The organism is Cryobacterium sandaracinum, assembly GCF_004403415.1.
Classification (GTDB): domain Bacteria; phylum Actinomycetota; class Actinomycetes; order Actinomycetales; family Microbacteriaceae; genus Cryobacterium; species Cryobacterium sandaracinum.
This window is the reverse complement of record NZ_SOGO01000030.1, coordinates 1-20,448: the sequence shown is the minus strand read 5'-3', so window position 1 is coordinate 20,448 and position 20,448 is coordinate 1. Positions and strand designations below refer to the sequence as shown.

The following is a 20,448-nucleotide window of genomic DNA, read 5'->3' as shown; positions in this document are numbered from 1 at the left end:
AGGCCTCGGGCTCGGGGCTCGGGCCCTGGCTGAGACTCACTCAGCTACACCGCGATGACCGCCGCTTCCCTCGACGGATGCGCCCTGGCGGCATCGATGATCCAGGCGAAGTCGAACGCCGTTTCACGCCAGCGGCTGTACCGGCCGGACACCCCACCATGGCCGGCCGACATCTCGGTCTTCAGCAGAACATCCGCTCCCACCTCGCGCAGCCGGGCCACCCACTTGGCCGGCTCGACGTAGAGCACTCGGGTGTCGTTGAGACTGGTCACGGCGAGTATCCGCGGGTAGTGCGTGTCGCGCACGTTCTCCACGGGGGAGTAGCCGCGCATATAGGCGTACACCTCAGGGTCGTGCAGCGGGTCGCCCCACTCGTCCCACTCGATCACGGTCAGCGGAAGCGACGGGTCCAGGATCGACGTCAGCGCGTCCACGAACGGCACCCCGGCGAGGATGCCCGCGAACAGTTCCGGGGCCAGGTTCGCCACGGCGCCCATCAGCAGGCCGCCGGCGCTGCGGCCCTCGGCGACGAGCCGGTCGGGACTGGTGTAGCCCTGGTCGATCAGGTGCCGGGCGCTGTCGATGAAGTCCGTGAAGCTGTTGCGCTTGTGCAGCTTCTTGCCGTTCTCGTACCAGAGTCGACCCAGCTCGCCGCCGCCGCGCACGTGGGCGATCGCGAAGATCATGCCGCGGTCGAGCAGGCTGAGCCGGGCGATGCTGAACGACGGGTCAATGCTGATCTCGTAGGAGCCGTAGCCGTAGAGCAGGGTCGGGGCGGGAGTTCCCGGAGCGACGAGGTCACGCCGGTAGACGAGGGAGATCGGGATGCGCGTGCCGTCGGCGGCGGTAGCCCACTCGCGGCGCTGCTCGAACAGGGTCGGGTCGTAGCGGCCGAGCACGGGCTGCTGCTTCCGCAGCCGGCGCTCGCCGGTGGCGACCACGTGGTCGTAGACCGTCGACGGCGTGACGAAGCTGGTGTAATCGAGACGGATGGTCGGCGTGTCCCACTCGGGATTGGCCGAAGTGCCCACGGAGTACAGCGGTTCCTCGAAGCCGAGCTCGATGAAATCGAGTTCCTCGTCGGCTGCCTCGGCGCTCACGGCAACGCGGGTGAGTCCGTCCCGCCGGTATTCGGCCACCACGAAGTCGCGGAATGCGTCGACGCTCTCGAGGCGCACGGCCGTATCGTGGGGCAGCAGAATCCGTTTCTCACCCCGCGGGTCGGCGACGGAGACGCTGACCAGCTCGAAGTTGACCGCGTGGTGGTTGTGCACGATCAGCAGGCGGTCCTGGCCGTTCAGCACGGCGTGCTCCACGTCGTACTCGACGCCGTCCAGCCGCGGCCACACCAGGGCGAACTCGCCGGTCGGGTCGGCAGCGTCGAGCAGCCGGGTCTCGGTGGTCACGCTCGAGCCGGCCTCGATCAGCAGGAACCTGCGGCTGCGGGTGAGGCCGATGCCCACCCAGAAGCGCTCGTCGGGTTCGTGGAAGACCGACATGTCGGCGGCGACCGCGGTTCCCACCTCGTGTCGCCACACGGTGTCGGGCCGCCAGGCGTCGTCCACGGTCGTATAGAAGATGTAGCGGCCGCTCGGGTCGAACAGTGCACCCTCGCCGGTGTTCGGGATCTCGTCCGCGAGATTCTCGCCGGTCGCGATGTCGCGCACGCGCAGGGTGTACCGCTCGTCGCCCTCGGTGTCGACGGCGTAGAGCAGCCGGTTCTCGTCGCCGCTCACGTCGGTGCTGCCGAGCGAGTAGAACTCGTGGCCGGCTGCCTCGGCGTTGTCGTCGAGCACGATCTGCTCGCCCGGGAGACCGGCGGTCCCGCTCGCCTGCCCGCTGGTCTGTTCGGGGATCTGCTCGGGAAGCACCGGCGGGGTCCAGTCGTCCGGCGCGGAGATCGGCGCACGGCAGTGGATGCCGTATTCCTTCCCCTCCACCGTGCGGGTGTAGTACCACCAGTGGCCCTGTCGCACCGGAACGCTGAGGTCGGTCTCCTGGGTGCGGCCCCTGATCTCCTCGAAGACCTGCTCCTGCAGCAGGGCCAGGTGGGCGGTGCGGGCATCCGTGAAGGTGTTCTCGGCTTCGAGGTGCGCGATCACCTCGGGGCTGTCCTTGTCGCGCAGCCACTCGTAATTGTCGGTGAACACGTCGTCATGGAAACTGCGCTGCTGTGGCTTCTGCACCGCGCGGGGAGGAGTGGTCATGAGTCATAGCGTAGTTCCGTGAGGGCGCAGACTTGAGGGGTACCAGCCCAGAGACGAATGGAACCACAATGACGCAGCCCGGAATCGCCCCGCTCGAAACCTCCCGGGAGGAGGCCCTGCAGGGGCAGGTCTTCCAGGCGGTGCTCTTCGACATGGACGGCACCCTGGTCGACTCCACTCAGGCGGTCACCCGGTCCTGGCTGCGCTGGGGTGCCGAGGTCGGCCTCGGCCCGTCGTTCACCGGCCCCGAGCATGGGGTGCCGGCGCGTCAGATGATCGCGACCCTGGTGGCGGAGGAGCTGGTCGAGACATCCGTCACCCGGCTGACCGAGTTCGAACTGGCCGACACGGATGGCGTCAGGATTTTGGCCGGCGCGGCGGAACTCATGGCGAGCATCCCCGAGGCCCGCCGGGCGATCGTCACGTCCTGTGCCCGGCAGCTGTGCCTGGTGCGCCTGGACGCCGCCGGCTTCCCCGCGCCGCTCACGGTGGTGACCATCGACGACACCAGCCGCGGCAAGCCGTTCCCCGAGCCGTTCCTGCTGGCTGCCGAACGCCTCGGCGTCGACCCGGCCCGCTGCGTCGTAGTCGAGGATGCCCCAGCCGGCCTTGCCGCCGCCCGCGCCGCCGGCTGCGCCACGATCGGCGTCGTCGGCACCCATCGGGCCGCCGACCTGGAGGCCGACCTGGTGGTCTCCGGTCTCGACCGCCTGCGCGTGTCCGTGCAGGATGACGGAGTGGTCTTCCACCTGGTGACCGAGCAGTAGCAGCCCGGAGCAATAGCGTCCGGACTCAGCGCTCGTAGATTTCCAGCGGCAGCCCGTCGGGGTCGCGGAAGAAGAACATCGCTTTGCCGGTGTTCGGGTCCACCCTCAGTTCCTCAACCTCGACGTGCTTGCCGATCAGCTCGTCGCGCGCGGCCGGTACGTCGTCGACCTCGAACGCGAGGTGGCGCAGTCCGAGCGCTTCCGGGCCGCTCTTCCGGGGCGGGGTGTCGGAAAAAGAGAACAGTTCGATCAGGTAGTGGCCGTTCAGGGCAAGCTTGCCCATCCACGACCGGCGCGCGGCCCGGAAGTATTCCGCTTCGAGCGTGCAGCCGAGAACGTCGAGGTAGAAGGCCTTGGACACGTCGTAGTCGCTGGCGATAATGGCGATGTGGTGCACTCCGTTGATGCGCATGCGGCAGTTTCGCATACTCCAGGGGGCGGAAGAGGTCAGGATGAAACCGTCGACTATTAAGGTGGCAGATTGTTGGGAGACCGAGATGAATAAGAGCAGCGATCCACTGCGTCAAACGGTGGTGCTGGCGAGCGTGATCCTGGCCGTCGTCGGATCGTTCATCGGGTCCGGCGCCGCCGGCGGAACCCCGATCCAGAACGCGTCAGGCGGAGCGCTCGCCGCCGACGCCACCCCGATCGCCCCCGACGGGCCGGCCTTCGGCATCTGGACCGCGATCTACCTCGGCCTCATCGCCTACGCCCTGTGGCAGCTCCTGCCGGCGCAGAGAACGGATGACCGCCAACGCGCCCTGGGCTACCCGATCGCAGCGTCGCTCGTGCTGAACGCCGCCTGGATCCTGAGCATCCAGTTCGACCTGCTCTGGCTCAGTGTGCCCGTGATCGTGCTTCTGCTGGTCGTGCTGATCCGGGCGTTCCAGCTCACGCTCCGCACCCGGCCCAAAAACCTGATTGAGACGATCGTCGCCGACGGCACCGTGGGCCTGTACCTCGGCTGGGTGGCCATCGCCACCGCCGCCAACGTCACCGCGGTGCTCGTCGCCTCCGGCTTCGAAGGCTTCGGCCTCGGCGCGGACCTGTGGGCGGTGCTGGTCATCGGCGTCGCCGGGCTGGTCGGCGTAGTCCTCGCGATCTACGGCCACGGCCGCCTCGCCCCGGCCGCGTCGCTGTGCTGGGGCCTCGGCTGGGTGGCCGTGGCCCGGCTGGCCGGCACCCTGCTCTCCACTCCCACGGCGATCGCGGCGATCGTCGCCGTGGCCGCCATCCTGATCGTCACCATCACCGTGCGCGTGCGCACCTCCAGGTCCGTCACGTCCGCCACATCCGCCACGTCCCGATCGGTCACCGCGTGAGCGATTCGGCCACCCTGCCTGTCATCCCGGCGGGCGTCACCTCGGCGCGCCGGCGCTGGGCCGGTCTCGTCTTCATCAGCGTCGCCGTCGCCCTGATCATCGTCGATTCCACGATCATCAACGTGGCCATCCCCTCGATCGTCGACGACCTGGCGATCACCTCGACCCAGGTGCAGTGGGTGCAGGAGAGCTACACCCTGGTTTTCGCGGCCCTGCTGCTGGTTTTCGGAACGCTTGCCGACCGGTTCGGTCGACGGCGCATCCTGATTCTCGGCGTAATCGTCTTCGCCACATCATCCGTCTTCGCGGCGCTCGCGCAGACGGGCGAACTCCTGATCCTGGGTCGGCTGATCCAGGGCGTCGGCGGTGCGATGGTGCTGCCCACCACGCTCTCGATCATCAACGCCACGTTCCGCGGCCGTGACCGGGGCATCGCGTTCGCGATCTGGGGCTCGACCATCGGCGGCATGGTGGCCGTCGGCCCCCTGCTCGGCGGCTGGCTCACCACCTCCTTCTCCTGGCGCTGGGCATTCGGCATCAACGTGCCACTGGGCATCGTCATCGTCGTCGGCGTACTGGTCTTCGTGCTCGAATCGAAGGATGCCGGCGAGCCGCGCCGCATCGACGTCGTCGGCGCCGTGCTCTCGGTGATCACCAGCGCGTCGCTCGTCTTCGGGCTGATCGAGGGACGCACCTACGGCTGGTGGCTCACCGACAAAGCGCCGGTTGCGGGAGACTGGACCTGGCCGTACTCGCTGTCGATTATTCCATTTGTGTTCCTGATCACCGTCGTGTCCGGCGTGGCCTTCATCTACTGGGGGCTCTACCGCCAGCGGGCCGGCAAGACCACCCTGCTCGCCTTCTCCTTGTTCTCGATCCCGTCGTTCCGAAACGGCAACATCGCGGCCATGATCGTCTCCCTCGGTGAGTTCGGCATCATCCTGTCACTGCCGCTCTGGCTGCAGAATGTGCTCGGCTACGACGCCCTGCAGACCGGATTCGTGCTGCTCGCCCTCGCGCTGGGCTCGTTCGTGGCCAGCGGGGTGTCCGGGGCGTTCGGCAACAAGATCTCACCCGAGACGATCGTGCGGTTCGGGATCGTCGCCGAGATCATCGGCGTCGCCGGCCTCGGCCTGGTCATCACGGCCGAGTCCACCTGGCTCGTCGTGGTGCCGTTCCTGTTCGTCTACGGCATCGGCGTGGGGCTGGCCACCGCCCAGCTCACCGGCGTCGTGCTCAAGGATGTGCCGGTGGCGCAGAGCGGCCAAGGCTCCGGCACGTCCAGCACCGCCCGGCAGATCGGCTCGGCGCTCGGCATCGCGGTGCTGGGCACCGTGCTGTTCACTACGGTCGGTACGTCGCTCGATGCGAAGCTGGCCGAGGTGCCCGGGCTGACTGCCGAGACCCGGAGTCAGATCGTCGACGCGGTCGTCGACAGTGCGGGCTCGGTGATCCCGTCGTTCGAGGAGCAGAGCCCCGAGCTGGCGGATGCCGCCCGCGAGGCGTTCAGCGACGGCACCCGCTACTCGGCGTACGCCGCAGCCGGGTTCCTCGTGCTCGGCTTCCTGGCGACGCTGCGGCTTTCCGGCACCGCGCCACACGCGGAGTCGCGCCGCGAGGATGCCGTCCCCGGCCAGAGCATCCCGGCGGCCGAGACCGCTGGGGAGCCCGTCTAGCTGCGTGTACCTGAGGGCCAGGGGGTTTCGCGGGTGTGGGGATCCCGGGCTCCGCCGCGGGTCAGTCCTGGCCGAGCCTGCGCGTGTGGCCAACGCAGGAGACCTGCAGCGGGTCAGGCCCGGCCGAGCCTGTGCGTGTGGCCAACGCAGGACATCCGTCGCCCGCATTGCCCGGCTCCCACGGACCAGTGCGGAACCGGTGCGGATGTCCGTCCCGGCCGGACGGATCTCCTGAGTTGGCCACAACACCGGCCGGATTTGCAGCCGCACGGGTGCGCTCTGCATCCACCCGCGACCCCGTGCGCGACCCCGTGCGTCACCCCACCCGCCACCCCGTGCTCCACCGCGAATCCCGAACGAATTCGACGGAGATTTTGCCCACAACCATTCCAAACAGCCCGTAAACCCGCGTTTTCCTCAGAATCTCCGTCGAATTGGTTCAGGGCAGGGCAGGGCAGGGCAGGGCAGGGCAGGGCAGCGTGGGGCAGCGCCGCGCGGCGCAGGGCGGCGCAGGGCTCGGCGGAATCCGTCGCGATTTATACTAGAGAAGCCGGCACACGTTCTACCGTGTGCCGGCTTCCACAGCGTGCGCCGCGAGTGGCGCAGCCAGGATCTGCCGACCCGGACCTGACCCTAGATCTCGGAGTCGTCCACCGGCCCCGGCCGCGCGGTCATCGGCTCGGTGCCGCCGTTCGTGGTGCCGGCACCGGCGGCGTTGGCCTCGCGCTCCAACCGGGCTGCGCGGCGGCTCGGTTGCGGCTTTTGCACGGACAGTTCCCCGCCCACGCGACCGCCGTGGGGGCGGCCGTGGTCGGCATACTCCTCACGGAAGTAGGCCATGCGCCACGGACCCATTTCGATCCGGGCGCCGGTGCGCAGGACCTGCCCGTCGTTCTCGTCCGGCCGGTAATTCCGCTTGGCTCCGCCGGAAACGTCGCCGAGCGGATACAGAATATACTCGTCGTTGTCGTCGTGGCGGATTTCGGCATGGAACGGTTGCAGACCGGCCAGCTGCAGGTCGGCATCCGGGGCCGAACCGATGGTGGTGACCGTCGGCAGCAGATCGAACTCGCGCGGCATCTGACCGTTCCAGTTCTTCGAGCCGATCACAAAAACCAGCCGGGGCCGGCCTGCCCCCGGTGTGTAGTGCGTCGTGGTCACCCGGCGACGGATGCGCCGGTCGAAGGTCGGCACCAACGGCAACAGGGTGGCCGGCGGCAACGGCAGGGTCAGGCCCGCCTCCGGTGCGGCACTGCGCCGCCGCAGGAGCGGAACCAGCGCGGCCCGGCTGCCGAGCGTAATGTGCGACGAACCGGTCAGCAGCCGCTGGATGACGGGTGCCTTGACGGCTCCCAGCCGGATGATCAGGCCGTCGGGGCCGGACACGGAGACGGTCAGGCCGCGCTCGGCCAGGTCGCCGGCCAGGCCGCGGAGCTCCTTCAGCTTCATCGTGCTGGTGCGCACGAACATCTCGGGCTTGCTGGAGAAGATCTCGACGTCGAGGCCGCTGGCCGTGATGGTTCCGCCCATCTGCTCGGCGCCGGTCGCCTCCGTGGTGTCGCCCGGTGTGCCCGGCTCCGCGAGGGAGAACTCCAGGTCGATGTCCAGGCGGGTGGTGGGGCTCATGACTACTTGGTGAGCGGTTCGGTGCCTGAACCCTCGCTCGTGGTGACCCGCAGTGTGCCGTTCAGCTTCCAAGTGGCACGGGGGGCGTCGGGGCCGATGTCGCGCGGCACCTCCACCGTCATGTCGATGAAGCTGTAGTTGATGGCGGCGCTCTTGCCGGTCAGGTAGGACCACATCTCCTTGCCGAGGTCGGTCCAGTCCTTGATGTTGTGGGCGTCGGGGCCGGTGGCGTTGGCAGTGGGTACGGGGTTCTGGCTGTCAGTCACGGTGTGTTCCTTCTCGCTTGGTTGCAGGGATACGGCACTCGGTCGTCGCACATCGGGCCCGCAATCGGCCAGAATCGGATCAACAGTGAACCGCCGCGCGGACAGCCATCAAAAACCTCGTCTGCCGCGTGTAGGCCAACCCTAGTTGAGCACGGCTGCAGGGGGAAGGGCGCGGCACCCCCTGTTCTGGTCGGTGGTGTCGGCTAGCCTCGAAACCACCGTGACCAGCGCTTCCGGTGTGGTTGTGCGTGCGCAAAGAGGAGATCGACGTGTTCCTGCCAGACCCTGCCACCGTTGTCTACTCGGCGAGCGACCTCAGCGCCGCGGCCGCGTGCGAGTGGGCACTGTTGCGCCGACTCGACGCGAAACTGGGACGCATCGACGCCGCCCCGGCAGCCGCTGACGCCATGCTCCAGCGCACCGCCGCGCTGGGCGACGCCCACGAACTGCGGATGCTCGAACAGCTGCGCGCGGCCCGCACCGTCGTCGAGATCGAACGTGGCGACCTCGCCGACATCGGTTCCGCCGTTGAAATGAGCGAGGCGGCCCTGCGCGCAGGGGCCGAGGTGGTGTTCCAGGCTGCGTTCTTCGACGGGCGATTCCTGGGCTACGCGGACTTCATCATCCGCACCGGGAGCGGCGACCCGAGCGACCCCGCCGACCATTCCGACCCCGCCGACCCCGCCGACCCCGCAGACCATGCCGCGACCTACGAGGTCTACGACACGAAGCTGGCACGCTCGGCGAAGATCACGGCGCTGCTGCAGTTGGCGGCGTATAGCGACCAGTTGCAGCGGATGGGCATCCCGACGGGGGAGAACGTGCACCTTCTGCTCGGCGACGGCCGCACGAGCTCGCACCGGTTGCAGGACATCCTGCCGGTCTACCGCGCCCGGCGCGCCCGCCTCGAGCGGCTGGTCGACGAACGCCTCGCCGACCCTGCACCCACCCCGTGGGGTGACCCTCGCTACGCCGCCTGCGGCCGCTGTGACCTGTGCGAGGAGCAGGTGCAGCAGCACCGGGACGTGCTCCTGGTCGCGAACCTGCGGCTCAGCCAGCGCGCCCGGCTGCGCTCCGCGGGCGTCCGCTCCATCGACGACCTCGCCGCGCGGCGCGAGCCCGTCCCCGGTTTGTCAGACGCCACGCTGGCGACCCTGCAGGGGCAGGCCCGGCTGCAGATCGCCCCCCGAGCCCCCGGCCGGCCACTGAACTGGGAGATCATCAACCCGGCCGCCCTCGCGGCGCTGCCCGCACCCGATGCGGGGGACATCTTCTTCGACTTCGAGGGTGACCCGCTCTACCAGGAGGCCGGCAACGGACAGTGGGGGCTGGACTATCTGTTCGGTCTGGTCCTGCCGGACGATACCTTCCGCACCTTCTGGGCGCACGACCACGCCGAGGAACGTCAGGCCCTGATCGACTTCCTGGCGTATGTGCGGGAGCGCCGTTCGCGGCATCCGGGGCTCCACATCTACCACTACGCCCCCTACGAGCGCACCCACCTGCTCGGCCTTGCCGCCCGGCACGGGGTCGGCGAAGAAGCGGTCGACGACCTATTGCGCCGGAATGTGCTCGTTGACCTCTACCCGATCGTGCGGCAGGGCTTGCGCATCGGCAGCCGCAGCTACTCGCTCAAGAAGCTCGAACCGCTCTACATGGGGCACGAGGAACGCGAGGGCGTGGCCAACGCCGCCGACTCGATCACCGAATACGTGCGCTCGCGCACCCTGTTGGCCGCCGGACAGACGGATGCCGCAGAGCAGATTCTCACGGACATCGCCCGCTACAACGCGTACGACTGCCGCTCCACCCTGCGCCTGCGCGACTGGCTGCTGGCCCGCGCCGCCGAGCAGCCGGGCGCCACCGCAGCGTCGCCGGCGACCCTGGCGGGCGTGCCCCTGCCGGTGCGGGAACCGGACCCGGTCTACCTGGAACTCTCCGCGCTGCTTGCCGACGTTCCGCCGGCCGAGCGCACCGCCGACCAGACCGCGCTCGCCCTCGCCTCGGCGGCGATCGACTACCACCGGCGGGAGCAGAAATCGTTCTGGTGGGACCACTACAGTCGCCTGGGCGCGCCCGTGGACGACTGGGCGGACACCAAGGACGTGCTCATCGTCGAAACAGCAGCCCTGCACCTGGGCTGGCACCGGGAAGGCCGCCAGTCGCTCGACCGCCGGGTACTGCGCCTGACCGGGGCACTCGCGCCGGGCAGTTCGCTCACGGTCGGGCAGCAGCCGTTCCTGCTCTACGACCTGCCCTACCCGCCGATCAGCCGCAGCGACGCCCCCGGAGCGCGCACCGCGCACAACAGGGCGACCATCATCGACGTGATCGACGAGTCGGTCTATTTGGTCGAGGAGGTGCTCGAACGCGATGCACCCGCCCACCGGGAAATGCCGATCGCCCTCACCCCCGGCACCCCGCCGCCAGCCGGTAGCCAGGTGACCGCGATCTCGGAGTGGGGCCGCGCCGTGCTCTCCCGGTGGCCGGAACCGCTGCCGGACGCGGCCTTCGACCTGCTGCGCCGACGCCCGCCCCGGTTGCTCGGGGCAAGTGGGCCGGCGCAGCCCCTGGTGCAGCCACCGGCGCGCCCCGGCGATGGTGCCGGTGCCGGGAACGGCGACGGCGAGGGCGATGGTGCCGGCGACGGCGACGGTGAGGGGGATGTGCGCACCGCCATCCGGGACACCCTGCTCGTGCTCGACCGGTCCTACCTCGCGGTGCAGGGCCCGCCCGGAACCGGCAAGACCTTCGTCGGCTCGAGGGTGATCGCCGACCTCGTCGTGCGGCACGGCTGGCGCGTCGGCGTCGTCGCGCAGTCCCACGCCGCGGTCGAGAACATGCTCCGGGCCGTACTCGCCGCCGGAATCGAGGCGGGGCTGGAGCCCGGCCAGGTCGGGAAGAAAGCGAAAAAGGGCGACGAGAAAAAGCCGGTGCCGTGGACCCTCCTGGATACCAAGACCTTCGCCCGGTTCACCGGGCAGTCCGGCGGCTGGGTGCTCGGCGGCACCGCCTGGGACTTCAGCAACGCCGACCGGGTGCCGCGGGGCTCCCTCGACCTGCTCGTGATCGACGAGGCCGGCCAGTTTTCCCTCGCCAGCACCATCGCAGCAGCCGTCGCGGCCGAACGCCTGCTGCTGCTCGGCGACCCGCAACAGCTGCCGCAGGTCAGCCAGGGCACGCACCCCGAACCGGTCGACGGCTCGGCTCTGGGCTGGCTCAGCGACGGACACCAGGTGCTCCCGCCGGAATTCGGCTACTTTCTGAAGACCAGCTGGCGCATGCATCCGAGGATCTGCGCTCCGGTGTCGGCGCTGTCCTACGAGGGGCGGCTGCGCTCGCACCCCTCCGATCGCCGACTCGAGGCTGTGGAGCCGGGCCTGCACCCGGTGCCCGTGCCGCACCGGTTCAACTCCACCTCGTCGGTGGAGGAGGCCGAAGCCGTGGTCTCACTGGTGACCGGTCTGCTCGGCCGACCCTGGACATCCGGTGGCCGGAGCGCACCGCTGGCGCAGGGCGACGTGATCGTCGTGGCGCCCTACAACGCGCAGGTCGAGCTGCTGCGCCGCCACCTCGTGCAGGCCGGCCTGGGTGACGTGCCGGTGGGCACCGTCGACAAGTTCCAGGGCCGGGAGGCGGCGGTCGCCGTGGTCTCGCTTGCCGCCTCCGCGGCAGAGGACGTACCGCGCGGCCTCGAGTTCCTGCTCCTGGCAAACCGGCTCAACGTGGCCATCTCCCGTGCCCAGTGGGCAGCCTGGCTGGTCTACTCGCCGGCCCTGACCGAGACCCTGCCCTCGAGTGTGGAGAGCCTGGCCCAGCTGAGCGCGTTCATCACCCTGGTCACGCCCGACCGGGCCTGACCTCCGGCGTCGGAGCCTGACCCACGAAAAGGCACCCTCACTCCGGCATGATTCGCGCGGACTGAGGGTGCCTTCGGACGGGGGTGCTACTCGGCGTCGAGGTCCGTTTCGAGGAGCTTGACGAGGGATTCGAGAGCCTCATCGGCTCCGTCGCCCTCGGCGCGCAGCACGACGATGTCGCCGTTGGCGGCACCCAGGCTCATCAGCGACAGGATGCTCGAGGCATCCATCGCGTCCTCGGCCGGGTCGGCCTCGAGGGCGATGGTGACCTCGAGGGTCAGATCGCCGACGGCCGCCGCGAAGATGGATGCGGGGCGCGCGTGCAGGCCGACACGGCTCGCGATGGTGGCTTTACGTTCGGACATGGTTCCTCCTAATTGGTGCCCGGCGAAGGGGTGGCTCGCCGGCGATGATGCGATGCGACGTAAATCCGAAGCGGCTAGAGACCCAGCTCTTCAAGTATGGGCAATCCGGCGCGCACGCGGGTACGCGCTTCGTCCGAATTACGGGCCGAAACGGCGATCTGGGCAAGTTCCTGCGCCCGTTCGAGCGTCACGGACTTCAGCACGGCGCCCACGGCGGACATCGACCGGGCCGTCATGGACAGGGTGTTGACACCCAGCCCGACGAGTACGACGGCGAGAACCGGGTCGGCGGCGGCTTCGCCGCAGACGCCGACGGGCTTGTTGTGGCCCTCGTATATCGCCCCCGCGACGGTGAGCTGGATCAGCTGGAGCACGGCGGGCTGCCACGGCGAGTTCAGCGCGGCGAGGGTTCCGAGCTGACGGTCGGCGGCCATCGTGTACTGGGTGAGGTCGTTCGTGCCGAGGCTGACGAATTCGGCTTCGGTCAGGATGCTCGCGGAGCGGAGCGCCGCGGAGGGAACCTCCACCATGACGCCGGGGGTCTTCAGCCCGGCGACGCGGCACATGGCGGCGAAGTCGGCGGCCTCGTCGACTGTGGCGATCATCGGAGCCATCACCCAGACCACGGCGGAGGAGGCCTGCGCGGCGGTGGCGATGGCTGTGAGCTGGCGCTTGAGCACGCCGGGGCTGGTCAGGTCGGTGCGGTAGCCGCGCACGCCGAGCGACGGGTTGGGCTCCGTGCTGTCGGTGAGGAACGGCAGAGGCTTGTCGGCGCCGGCGTCGAGCGTGCGCACGACGACCTTCTTGCCGGGGAACGCGTCGAACACGCCGCGGTAGGCCACGACCTGCTCATCGATGGTGGGCTCGATGTCGCGCTCGAGGAAGCAGAACTCGGTGCGGAGCAGTCCGACGCCCTCCGCGCCGGCGGCCGCGGCCTTGACCGCGTCAGCGGCCCCGCCCACGTTGGCCAACAGCGGAACGAGGTGGCCGTCGGCGGTGGTGCCGGTGCCGTCGAACACGGACAGGCTGGCCGCGACGTGCTCCCACGCCGTGACGGCGGTGCGCTCGTCGTCGCCGGGGTCAACCTGGAGGGTTCCGGCGGCGCCGTCCACGTAGACCTCGGTGCCATCGGTGAGGGCGTCGACGCCGGCGGCGGCGACGACGGCCGGCAGGCCGAGGGCGCGGGCGATGATCGCGGTGTGCGACTGCGGTCCGCCGCCGCTGGTGACCAGGGCGAGGATCTTGTTCGGGTCGAGGGTGGCGGTGTCGGCCGGGGCGAGGTCCTCGGCTACGAGCACGAAGGGCTCGTCAGACTGGGGGATGCCGGGGGCGGTGACGCCGCGCAGCTCGGCGACGATCCGGGCCCGCACGTCGAGGACATCCGTGGCCCGCTCGGCCATGTAGCCACCGAGGTTGTGCAGCATCTCGGCGACGGATGCGCCGGACTCCCAGATCGCGCGTTCGGCGGATGTTCCGGTAACGATTAATTTCACTGCAGCTTTTATCAGCATCGGGTCGGTGGCCATCAGCGCGGTGGCTTCGAGAACCGACTTGCTGGCGCCCGTGGCGGCTTCGGCGCGACGCTGAAGCTCGGTTTGCACCACCTTGGAGGCTGTCCGCAGCTCTGCCGTTGCGACTTCGGGCGTAGTCGCCGCATCCAGGCGTTCACCTGCCGGGGGTTCGCTGATCGGTTTGGGCATCTGGCGAACGGATCCGATGATCCGGCCGGGGCTTACGCCTACACCAGTGAAATTCTGCACGGGACAACCTCTATTCTTGCGCAGCAGAAATACTGCGCTATTGATGCTACGCGTCGGCCGCCCCGAATTTCTCGGAGCGGCCGACGTGCGGTTAAGCGTTGACCAGGGCGGGCGCTGCTGCGTCCGCGGTGACCAACGGTGTCTTTCGAGCGTATCGCTTCAGCGCGATCACCAGGATGGCCGTTACGACGGTTCCGATCGCGATCGCCAGGGCGAAGAGCGCGAAGCTGTCGATGGCGAAGAAGACGAACATTCCGCCGTGCGGGGCCTTCGAGGTGACGCCCCAGGCCATCGAGAGAGCACCGGTCACGCCGGCGCCCACCATGGAGGCCGGGATCACGCGGAGCACGTCTGCGGCAGCGAACGGGATGGCGCCTTCGGAGATGAACGACGCACCCAGCAGCCAGGCGGCCTTGCCGTTTTCGCGCTCGGCGACAGTGAACAGTCGGCGGTCGAGCACCGTGGCCAGGGCCATGGCGAGCGGCGGAACCATGCCGGCGGCCATGACCGCGGCCATGATCTGCCACGGAGCCTGGTTGGCCATGGTTGCGGTGCCGAGACCGGCGACGGCGAAGGCGTAGGCAACCTTGTTGACCGGTCCGCCGAGGTCGAACCCCATCATGAGGCCCAGGATCAGGCCGAGCAGGATGGCGGAGGCGCCGGTCATGCCGGACAGCCACTCGTTCAGGGCGGTGGTCAGCAGCGCGATGGGGCCACCGAGCACCAGGAACATCAGGCCCGAGGCGACGATCGACGCGACCAGCGGGATGATGACGACGGGCATCAGGCTGCGCAGCCAGCGCGGCACGTCGAGCTTGGCGAAGCTGGCGGCTGCGACACCGGCCAGCAGACCACCGGCGATGCCGCCGAGGAAACCGGCACCCATGAACCCGGCGACGGCACCGGCGACGAAACCGGGGGCGATTCCGGGACGGTCGGCGATCGCGTAGGCGATGTAGCCGGCCAGGGCCGGAACCAGGAAGCCCATCGACAGCGCGCCGATCTTGAAGAAGACCGCTCCCAGATAGGTCAGCATGCCGCCTTCCGGCAGGTTGAACAGGTTGTTCTCCAGGGTGACCGTGTCGGCGACCTCGGTGATCTCGTAGCCTCCGAGGAGGAATCCGAGGGCGATCAGCAGACCTCCACCGGCGACGAACGGGATCATGTAGCTGACACCGGTGAGCAGGGCGCGCTTGACCTTCTGGCCGAAGTGCTCGCTGGTCTCCTCGGCCTCGGCCGCACCGACGGTGCCGCCGACGCGGCGGGCGTTAGGGTTCTGGGCCGCGGCCAGGGCATCGTGGATGAGCTTGGCCGGTTCGTCGATGCCGCGTTTGACGGGCACCTGGATGACGGGCTTACCGGCGAAGCGCTCGCGACCGCGAACGTCGACGTCGACGGCGAAGATGACCGCGTCGGCCGCGGCGATGACGGCCGGGTCGAGCATCGTGAGGCCGGCCGAGCCCTGGGTTTCGACCTGCAGGTCGACGCCGGCGGCCTTCGCCGCGGCAACGAGCGATTCGGCAGCCATGTAGGTGTGCGCGATGCCGGTCGGGCAGGCGGTCACAGCGACGATGCGCTTGACACCGGCGGATGCCGCGGGCGTGCTTCCGACGTTGGCGCCGCCGGCGGCCACGGGAGCCGGGGAGACGACGCTGGTGACCAGTTCGACGATTTCGGCCTGGGTCTTCGCGGCGCGCAGCGCGGCGGTGAAGGGGGCCTTCATCAGCGAGCGGGCGAGCTTGGCCAGGATCTTGAGGTGTTCCTGGTCCGCGCCCTCGGGAGCGGCGATCAGGAAGACGAGGTCCGCGGGGCCATCGGCGGCGCCGAAGTCGACCGGCGAAGTCAGTCGGGCCAACGCCAGCGTCGGCTCGGTAACGGCTGCCGAACGGCAATGCGGGATGGCCAGGCCGCCGGGGATGCCGGTTGCCGTCTTCGCTTCGCGAGCGAGGGCATCCGCGTAGAGGCTCTCGATCTCGGTGGCGCGGCCGGCGCCTACGACGAGCTCGGCAAGATGCCGGATTACGCACGAGGGTGCGGCTCCGAGGTTCTTATCCAGAGCGACAAGCTCCGGGGTGATCAGTGCACTCACTGGACATCCTCCTTTGGATGGGTGTTGAGCGACGTCAGGGTGACGTCGCCCGGTCTGGTTTGGTGCAGTGACGGAACGGTTGATCCGGGCAGGGACGCGGCTGCGGCCCCGTGGGCTGCGGCCTGGCGGAGAGAGTCGGGGGCGGAGCCGCCGGCGATGCTGCTGAGCAGGTAGCCGGCCAGGGATGAATCGCCGGCTCCGACGGTGCTGCGCGCGATGATCGGCGGCGTTTTCGCGAGCCAGGCGCCGTCTTCGGTCACCAGCACGGCACCCTGGGAACCGAGGGTGGCCAACACGGCGCCAACTCCGGTGGCGACGAGACGCTCGGCGGCGCGGGCCACGAGCACCGGATTGCCCTCGAGGCTCTCCGGGTCGGGGATGCCGGTGAGCTCGGCCAGTTCTTCCGCGTTGGGCTTGATCAGGTCCGGTCCGGCCGTGACGGCGGCGGCGAGGGGCGCGCCGGACGAGTCGACGGCCACCCGAGGGGCGCTCGCGCCGAACCGGCTGCGGAGCTCCCTGGTGATGTCGGCGTAGAAGTCGACGGGCACTCCAGGCGGCAGCGATCCGGCCAGCACGAGCCAGCTGGCACCCTCCGCCTTCTCCAGCACGAGTTCGATCAGGTCGCTCTGCTGCGCGGCGGTCAGCACCGGTCCGGGCACGTTCACCTTGGTGGTGGTGCCGTCGATCTCGGTCAGCGCGACGTTGCTCCGGAGTGTGGCGCCGATCGGCATGCCGAGGTGGGGCACCCCCGCGGCCCGGAGGGCCACCAGAACGGGGTCCAACTCGTCGCCGGGGAGAATGGCGAGGCTCAGGATGTCCGAGGCCTCGAGGGCGCGAACGATGTTCACGCCCTTGCCGCCCGGTTCTTCGCGGGATGAAGCGGCGCGCTGAACTTCGCCGCGGGCCAGCGGGGCGCGGAGTTCGATGGTGCGATCCAGGCTCGGATTCGGGGTAAGCGTGATGATCACGCGATCACAACCTCAACGTCGGCCGCGGCCAGGGCTGCGGCAAGTTCATCTGATGGGAGAGCGTCCGCGATCAGCACGTCGATGTCGCCCAGGGCCGCGAAGCGGATCAGGGTTTCCTTGTCGAGCTTGGACGAATCGGCCAGTGCGACAACACGACGGGCCGAACGGACGATGGCTGTCTTCACGGCGGATTCAACGGCATCCGGAGTGCTGAAACCGAATTCGGCGTGCACGCCGTTGGCGCCGACGAACGCGATGTCGGGCCGCAACGAATCGAGCTGGGCGATGGTGCTGGGACCGACGACGGCGCGGGTGAGGCCGCGCACGCGGCCGCCGAGGATATACAACGAGATGGCGTCGTTGCCGGCGAGTTTCGTGGCGATCGGCACCGCGTTGGTGATGACCAGGAGTTCGTCACCGGGGGCTGCCGGTGTCCAGTCGAGCAGGAGGTCGGCGAGCAGCTCGGTCGTGGTGCCGGCATCCAGCAGGACGGAGCCGGTCTGGCTCGAGGGAATCATGGTGAGGGCGGCGGCGGCGATGCGCTGCTTCTCGTCCTGCCGCTGCGTCTGGCGTTCTTCGAGGCTGAGCTCGGACATGCTCTGCCGGTCGAACGCGACCGCGCCGCCGTGCACCCGGCGCAGCTGGCGGGCGCCCTCGAGGCTGTCGAGGTCGCGGCGCACCGTTTCGGGGGTGACATCGAAGCGGGAGGCGAGATCGCTGACCGTGACCCGGTTCGAACTGGTGACCAGATCGACGATCAGGGCCTGACGTTCTTCGGCGAACATGGCGACCTCCTCGACGCTGAGTGGCCGAAACCACGAATTTGTAGAATACAAAAACTTTACCTGTGTTTGTTTTTGTTTGTCAAGAAAAACAAAGACAAACAAAGAACCCGCTGCGCGGTGCTGCCCGGTGCTGCCCGGTGCTGCCCGGCGCCGCCGGGTGCCGCCGGGTGTCGGCCGTCGGCGATAGCGTGAGCATCATGAAGATCCTGCACACTTCCGACTGGCACATCGGGCGAACCTTCCACACCCATTCGACCCTGGATGCCCTGCATCAGGTGCTGGATGCGCTGGTGGAGGTGGTGCGGCAGCGCCGGATCGACGTGGTGGCGGTGGCCGGCGACATCTTCGACTCGGCCATGCCGTCGGCCGAGAGCTACACGCTGCTCGCGGCGGTGCTGCGGGAAATCAAGCAGGCAGGGGCCACGGTGGTGATGACCAGCGGCAACCACGACTCCGCCACCCGCCTCGGCTTCCAGGCGGAGTGGGCCGCACTCGCGGGCGTCCATGTGCTGACCCGGCCGGAGCAGTTCCTCGAACCGGTCACCGTGCCGGACGAGCACGGGCCCGTGCACTTCTATGGCATCCCCTACCTGGAGCCGGCGCTGGTCCGGCACCTCAGCGTTTTTCACGGGCCGGCAGACGAACCGCTCAAGACCCACGAGCAGGTGCTCACCGTCGTGATGCAGCGCATCCGCGATGACCTGGCCGTGCGCGGCGGGCGATCGGTGGTGCTCAGCCACTGCTTCGCGGCGGGAGTGCCCGCGGCCGCGGCGACCGATACCGTGCGGGACATCACCGCGGGCGGCCTCGATCTGGTGCCCGTGTCGGTCTTCACAGGACCGGACTACGTCGCCCTCGGCCACATCCACGGGCGGGCCCACCTCACCGACCGCGTGCGCTACTCGGGAGCACCACTGCACTACTCCTTCTCGGAGGCCGGCAAACCGCGGGGCTGCTGGCTGGTCGAGCTCCAGGCCGGCCCTGCCGCCGACATCGAATGGATCGAGCTTCCGGTCCCGCGGCGACTCAGCGTGCTCACCGGCGAGATCGAACAGCTCCTGACCGATGACGCTTTGGCCGAGTTCGAGCCCGACTGGGTGTCGGCAATCCTGACCGACCAGGTGCGTCCCCTCGACGGCATCCGGCGCCTGCAGAAACGATTCCCGCACTGCGTCACGCTCGAGCACCGGCCCGCTGTCGTCGTCGACTCGGATGCCGTCAGCTACGGTGAGCGCATCGACCGCCAGAGTGACCGCGAGATTGTCGCCGGGTTCCTCGAGTTCGTGCGCAACGGGGTCGGCCAATCCGATTTCGAACGAGACCTGGTGGCGGAACTCCTCACCGAGGGTGACCTGAGGGAGCTGAGCCGATGAAGATCAAACGCCTGCGGATCGCCGGATTCGGCCCCTACAAGAACGAACAGGTGATCGACTTCGAGCGCTTCGATGCCGATGGAATCTTCCTGATCACCGGCAAGACCGGGGCCGGCAAGTCCAGCATCCTCGACGCCGTCTGCTTCGCCCTCTACGGCAGCGTGCCGCGCTATGAGGGAACGGAGTCCCAGCTGCGCAGTGACCACTGCGAACCGGATGACCCTACTTTCGTGGAGCTGGAATTCGCACTGCACGAGAACGACTACCGCATCTACCGCACACCCAGGTACGAGAAGAACAAGAAGCGTGGCCCGGGTACGACCATGTCACCGCCCGACGCGCGCCTCGACATCCGTGACCTGCACGACGACCGGGACACCCCTGAGGGCTGGCGCAGCGTGGCGACCCGTCCGGTCGACGTCGGGCACGAGCTCAGCCGCATCCTGCCGCTCAAGCAGGACCAGTTTCTGCAGGTGATCCTGCTGGCCCAGAACCGGTTCCAGCGGTTCCTGCTGGCCAAGACCGATGACCGGCGAGGGGTGCTGCGCACCCTCTTCGGCACCGCCCGGTTCGAGCAGCTCGAACTCGGGCTGATCAGCCGGCGCAAGTCGCTCGATGATGGGCTGGAATCCGTGCGCCAGCGCCTGGCCGGCCTGGCGGCCACCGCGTCCCGGCACTTGCAGCGCGAAGACCTGCCCGGCGACGACTCCGATGACGCGCCCGGCAGTCGCGACCGGGCCTGGTTCGACGCCGCCCTGGCGGAGCTGGACGAGTTGCTGGCCGAGGCGTCGGCGGGGGCCGAACGGGCCACGTCGGCGCTGGAGTTGGCCGCCGCCGACGTGCAGGCCCAGGAAGACCTGCGCAGCCGGCAGGACCGCCGCAACGAAGCCCACTCGGCCCTGGCCGTTCTCGAGGCCCGGCAGGTGGCGGTCGCCCTCGACCGGGCGGCCGTGCTGGCCGCGAACCGGGCGTCCCGCGTGTGGCCGGCGCTCCGCACGCGTCGAGAGGCGGAGGAAGCGCTCGAACGTGCCCTGGTCGGCGAATCGTACGCGCACGGCGCCTGGCGTGAGTACCAGGACGACCCAGGTCTGGTGGAAACGACTGAGAGCCTCAAGGCCGTCATCGAGAATCTCCTGGGCCGGCTCGGATCGTTGAAGGACGTTCTCGACGTCGAACGGCTGCTGCCCGGCATCGAGGCCAAGATTGTGACGCTGCAGGAGGAGCTCGCCCTGCACGTGGCATCCGTCGAGCAGACCCAGGCGCTCCTGGACGAGCTACCGGACCGGATGGATGACGTCGACGAGGCCCTGGCGGCGGCCGCGCTGGCGGCGGCAAGCGAGCCCGAGGCGCGCGCCCAGGCGGAGCGGCTGCGGGCGGCCGAGGG

The 20,448-nt window shown here is 69.1% G+C and carries 15 protein-coding genes; 6 read left to right on the top strand and 9 right to left on the bottom strand.

Annotation, left to right across the window (positions count from 1 at the left end):
• Positions 1 to 44: 44 nt before the first annotated feature.
• A complete protein-coding gene (locus E3T25_RS10005) occupies positions 45 to 2,207 on the bottom strand; it encodes a S9 family peptidase (protein ID WP_134374009.1) in 2,163 nt (720 codons plus the stop codon).
• Positions 2,208 to 2,275: 68 nt separating this feature from the next.
• Between E3T25_RS10005 and E3T25_RS10000 the strand changes: the two genes are divergently transcribed.
• Entirely contained in the window at positions 2,276 to 2,974 is a 699-nt protein-coding gene (locus E3T25_RS10000; RefSeq protein ID WP_104099248.1) for an HAD-IA family hydrolase, read from the top strand.
• 25 nt (positions 2,975 to 2,999) lie between these two features.
• Here the strand turns inward: E3T25_RS10000 and E3T25_RS09995 are convergent, their stop codons facing one another.
• Complete coding sequence (locus tag E3T25_RS09995) at positions 3,000 to 3,386, bottom strand: VOC family protein (protein WP_104099249.1); 387 nt, start codon at positions 3,384 to 3,386, stop codon at positions 3,000 to 3,002.
• Between the two features lie 85 nt (positions 3,387 to 3,471).
• On the opposite strand from E3T25_RS09995, the gene E3T25_RS09990 reads away from it, so the two are divergent.
• Positions 3,472 to 4,296 carry a tryptophan-rich sensory protein gene (locus E3T25_RS09990; protein WP_134374007.1) on the top strand — a complete coding sequence of 275 codons (825 nt, stop codon included), beginning with the start codon at positions 3,472 to 3,474 and terminating at the stop codon, positions 4,294 to 4,296.
• Positions 4,293 to 5,972, top strand: coding sequence for an MFS transporter (locus E3T25_RS09985; protein ID WP_241980778.1), 1,680 nt, complete (start codon positions 4,293 to 4,295; stop codon positions 5,970 to 5,972). Before E3T25_RS09990 ends, E3T25_RS09985 begins: the two co-directional genes overlap by 4 nt.
• A 633-nt stretch (positions 5,973 to 6,605) precedes the next feature.
• Here the strand turns inward: E3T25_RS09985 and E3T25_RS09980 are convergent.
• Positions 6,606 to 7,598, bottom strand: a complete 993-nt coding sequence (locus E3T25_RS09980) for an FHA domain-containing protein (RefSeq protein WP_174843936.1) — start codon at positions 7,596 to 7,598, stop codon at positions 6,606 to 6,608.
• Positions 7,599 to 7,600: 2 nt separating this feature from the next.
• A complete protein-coding gene (locus tag E3T25_RS09975; protein ID WP_174720110.1) occupies positions 7,601 to 7,864 on the bottom strand; it encodes a hypothetical protein in 264 nt (87 codons plus the stop codon).
• A gap of 269 nt (positions 7,865 to 8,133) precedes the next feature.
• Here E3T25_RS09975 and E3T25_RS09970 point away from each other — a divergent pair, with 269 nt between their 5' ends.
• On the top strand, positions 8,134 to 11,724 hold the full coding sequence (locus E3T25_RS09970; RefSeq protein ID WP_134374005.1) for a TM0106 family RecB-like putative nuclease: 3,591 nt from the start codon (positions 8,134 to 8,136) through the stop codon (positions 11,722 to 11,724).
• Between the two features lie 86 nt (positions 11,725 to 11,810).
• Here E3T25_RS09970 and E3T25_RS09965 read toward each other — a convergent pair whose 3' ends face one another.
• From E3T25_RS09965 to E3T25_RS09945, 5 genes are all read right to left on the bottom strand, one after another.
• Positions 11,811 to 12,089 carry an HPr family phosphocarrier protein gene (locus E3T25_RS09965; protein ID WP_104099251.1) on the bottom strand — a complete coding sequence of 93 codons (279 nt, stop codon included), beginning with the start codon at positions 12,087 to 12,089 and terminating at the stop codon, positions 11,811 to 11,813.
• Positions 12,090 to 12,163: 74 nt separating this feature from the next.
• Complete coding sequence (gene ptsP / locus E3T25_RS09960; RefSeq protein WP_104099252.1) at positions 12,164 to 13,849, bottom strand: phosphoenolpyruvate--protein phosphotransferase; 1,686 nt, start codon at positions 13,847 to 13,849, stop codon at positions 12,164 to 12,166.
• A gap of 91 nt (positions 13,850 to 13,940) precedes the next feature.
• Entirely contained in the window at positions 13,941 to 15,938 is a 1,998-nt protein-coding gene (locus E3T25_RS09955; protein WP_134374003.1) for a PTS fructose transporter subunit IIABC, read from the bottom strand.
• Complete coding sequence (locus E3T25_RS09950; RefSeq protein ID WP_134374001.1) at positions 15,935 to 16,906, bottom strand: 1-phosphofructokinase family hexose kinase; 972 nt, start codon at positions 16,904 to 16,906, stop codon at positions 15,935 to 15,937. Before E3T25_RS09950 ends, E3T25_RS09955 begins: the two co-directional genes overlap by 4 nt.
• On the bottom strand, positions 16,903 to 17,691 hold the full coding sequence (locus E3T25_RS09945) for a DeoR/GlpR family DNA-binding transcription regulator (protein ID WP_104099255.1): 789 nt from the start codon (positions 17,689 to 17,691) through the stop codon (positions 16,903 to 16,905). The genes E3T25_RS09950 and E3T25_RS09945 overlap by 4 nt, the downstream gene beginning before the upstream one ends.
• Positions 17,692 to 17,888: 197 nt before the next feature.
• Between E3T25_RS09945 and E3T25_RS09940 the strand changes: the two genes are divergently transcribed.
• Positions 17,889 to 19,064 carry an exonuclease SbcCD subunit D gene (locus E3T25_RS09940; protein ID WP_104099259.1) on the top strand — a complete coding sequence of 392 codons (1,176 nt, stop codon included), beginning with the start codon at positions 17,889 to 17,891 and terminating at the stop codon, positions 19,062 to 19,064.
• Positions 19,061 to 20,448, top strand: a 1,388-nt coding sequence (locus tag E3T25_RS17755) for an AAA family ATPase (RefSeq protein ID WP_134373999.1), incomplete at its 3' end; no start/stop codon positions are given. The genes E3T25_RS09940 and E3T25_RS17755, both read left to right, overlap by 4 nt.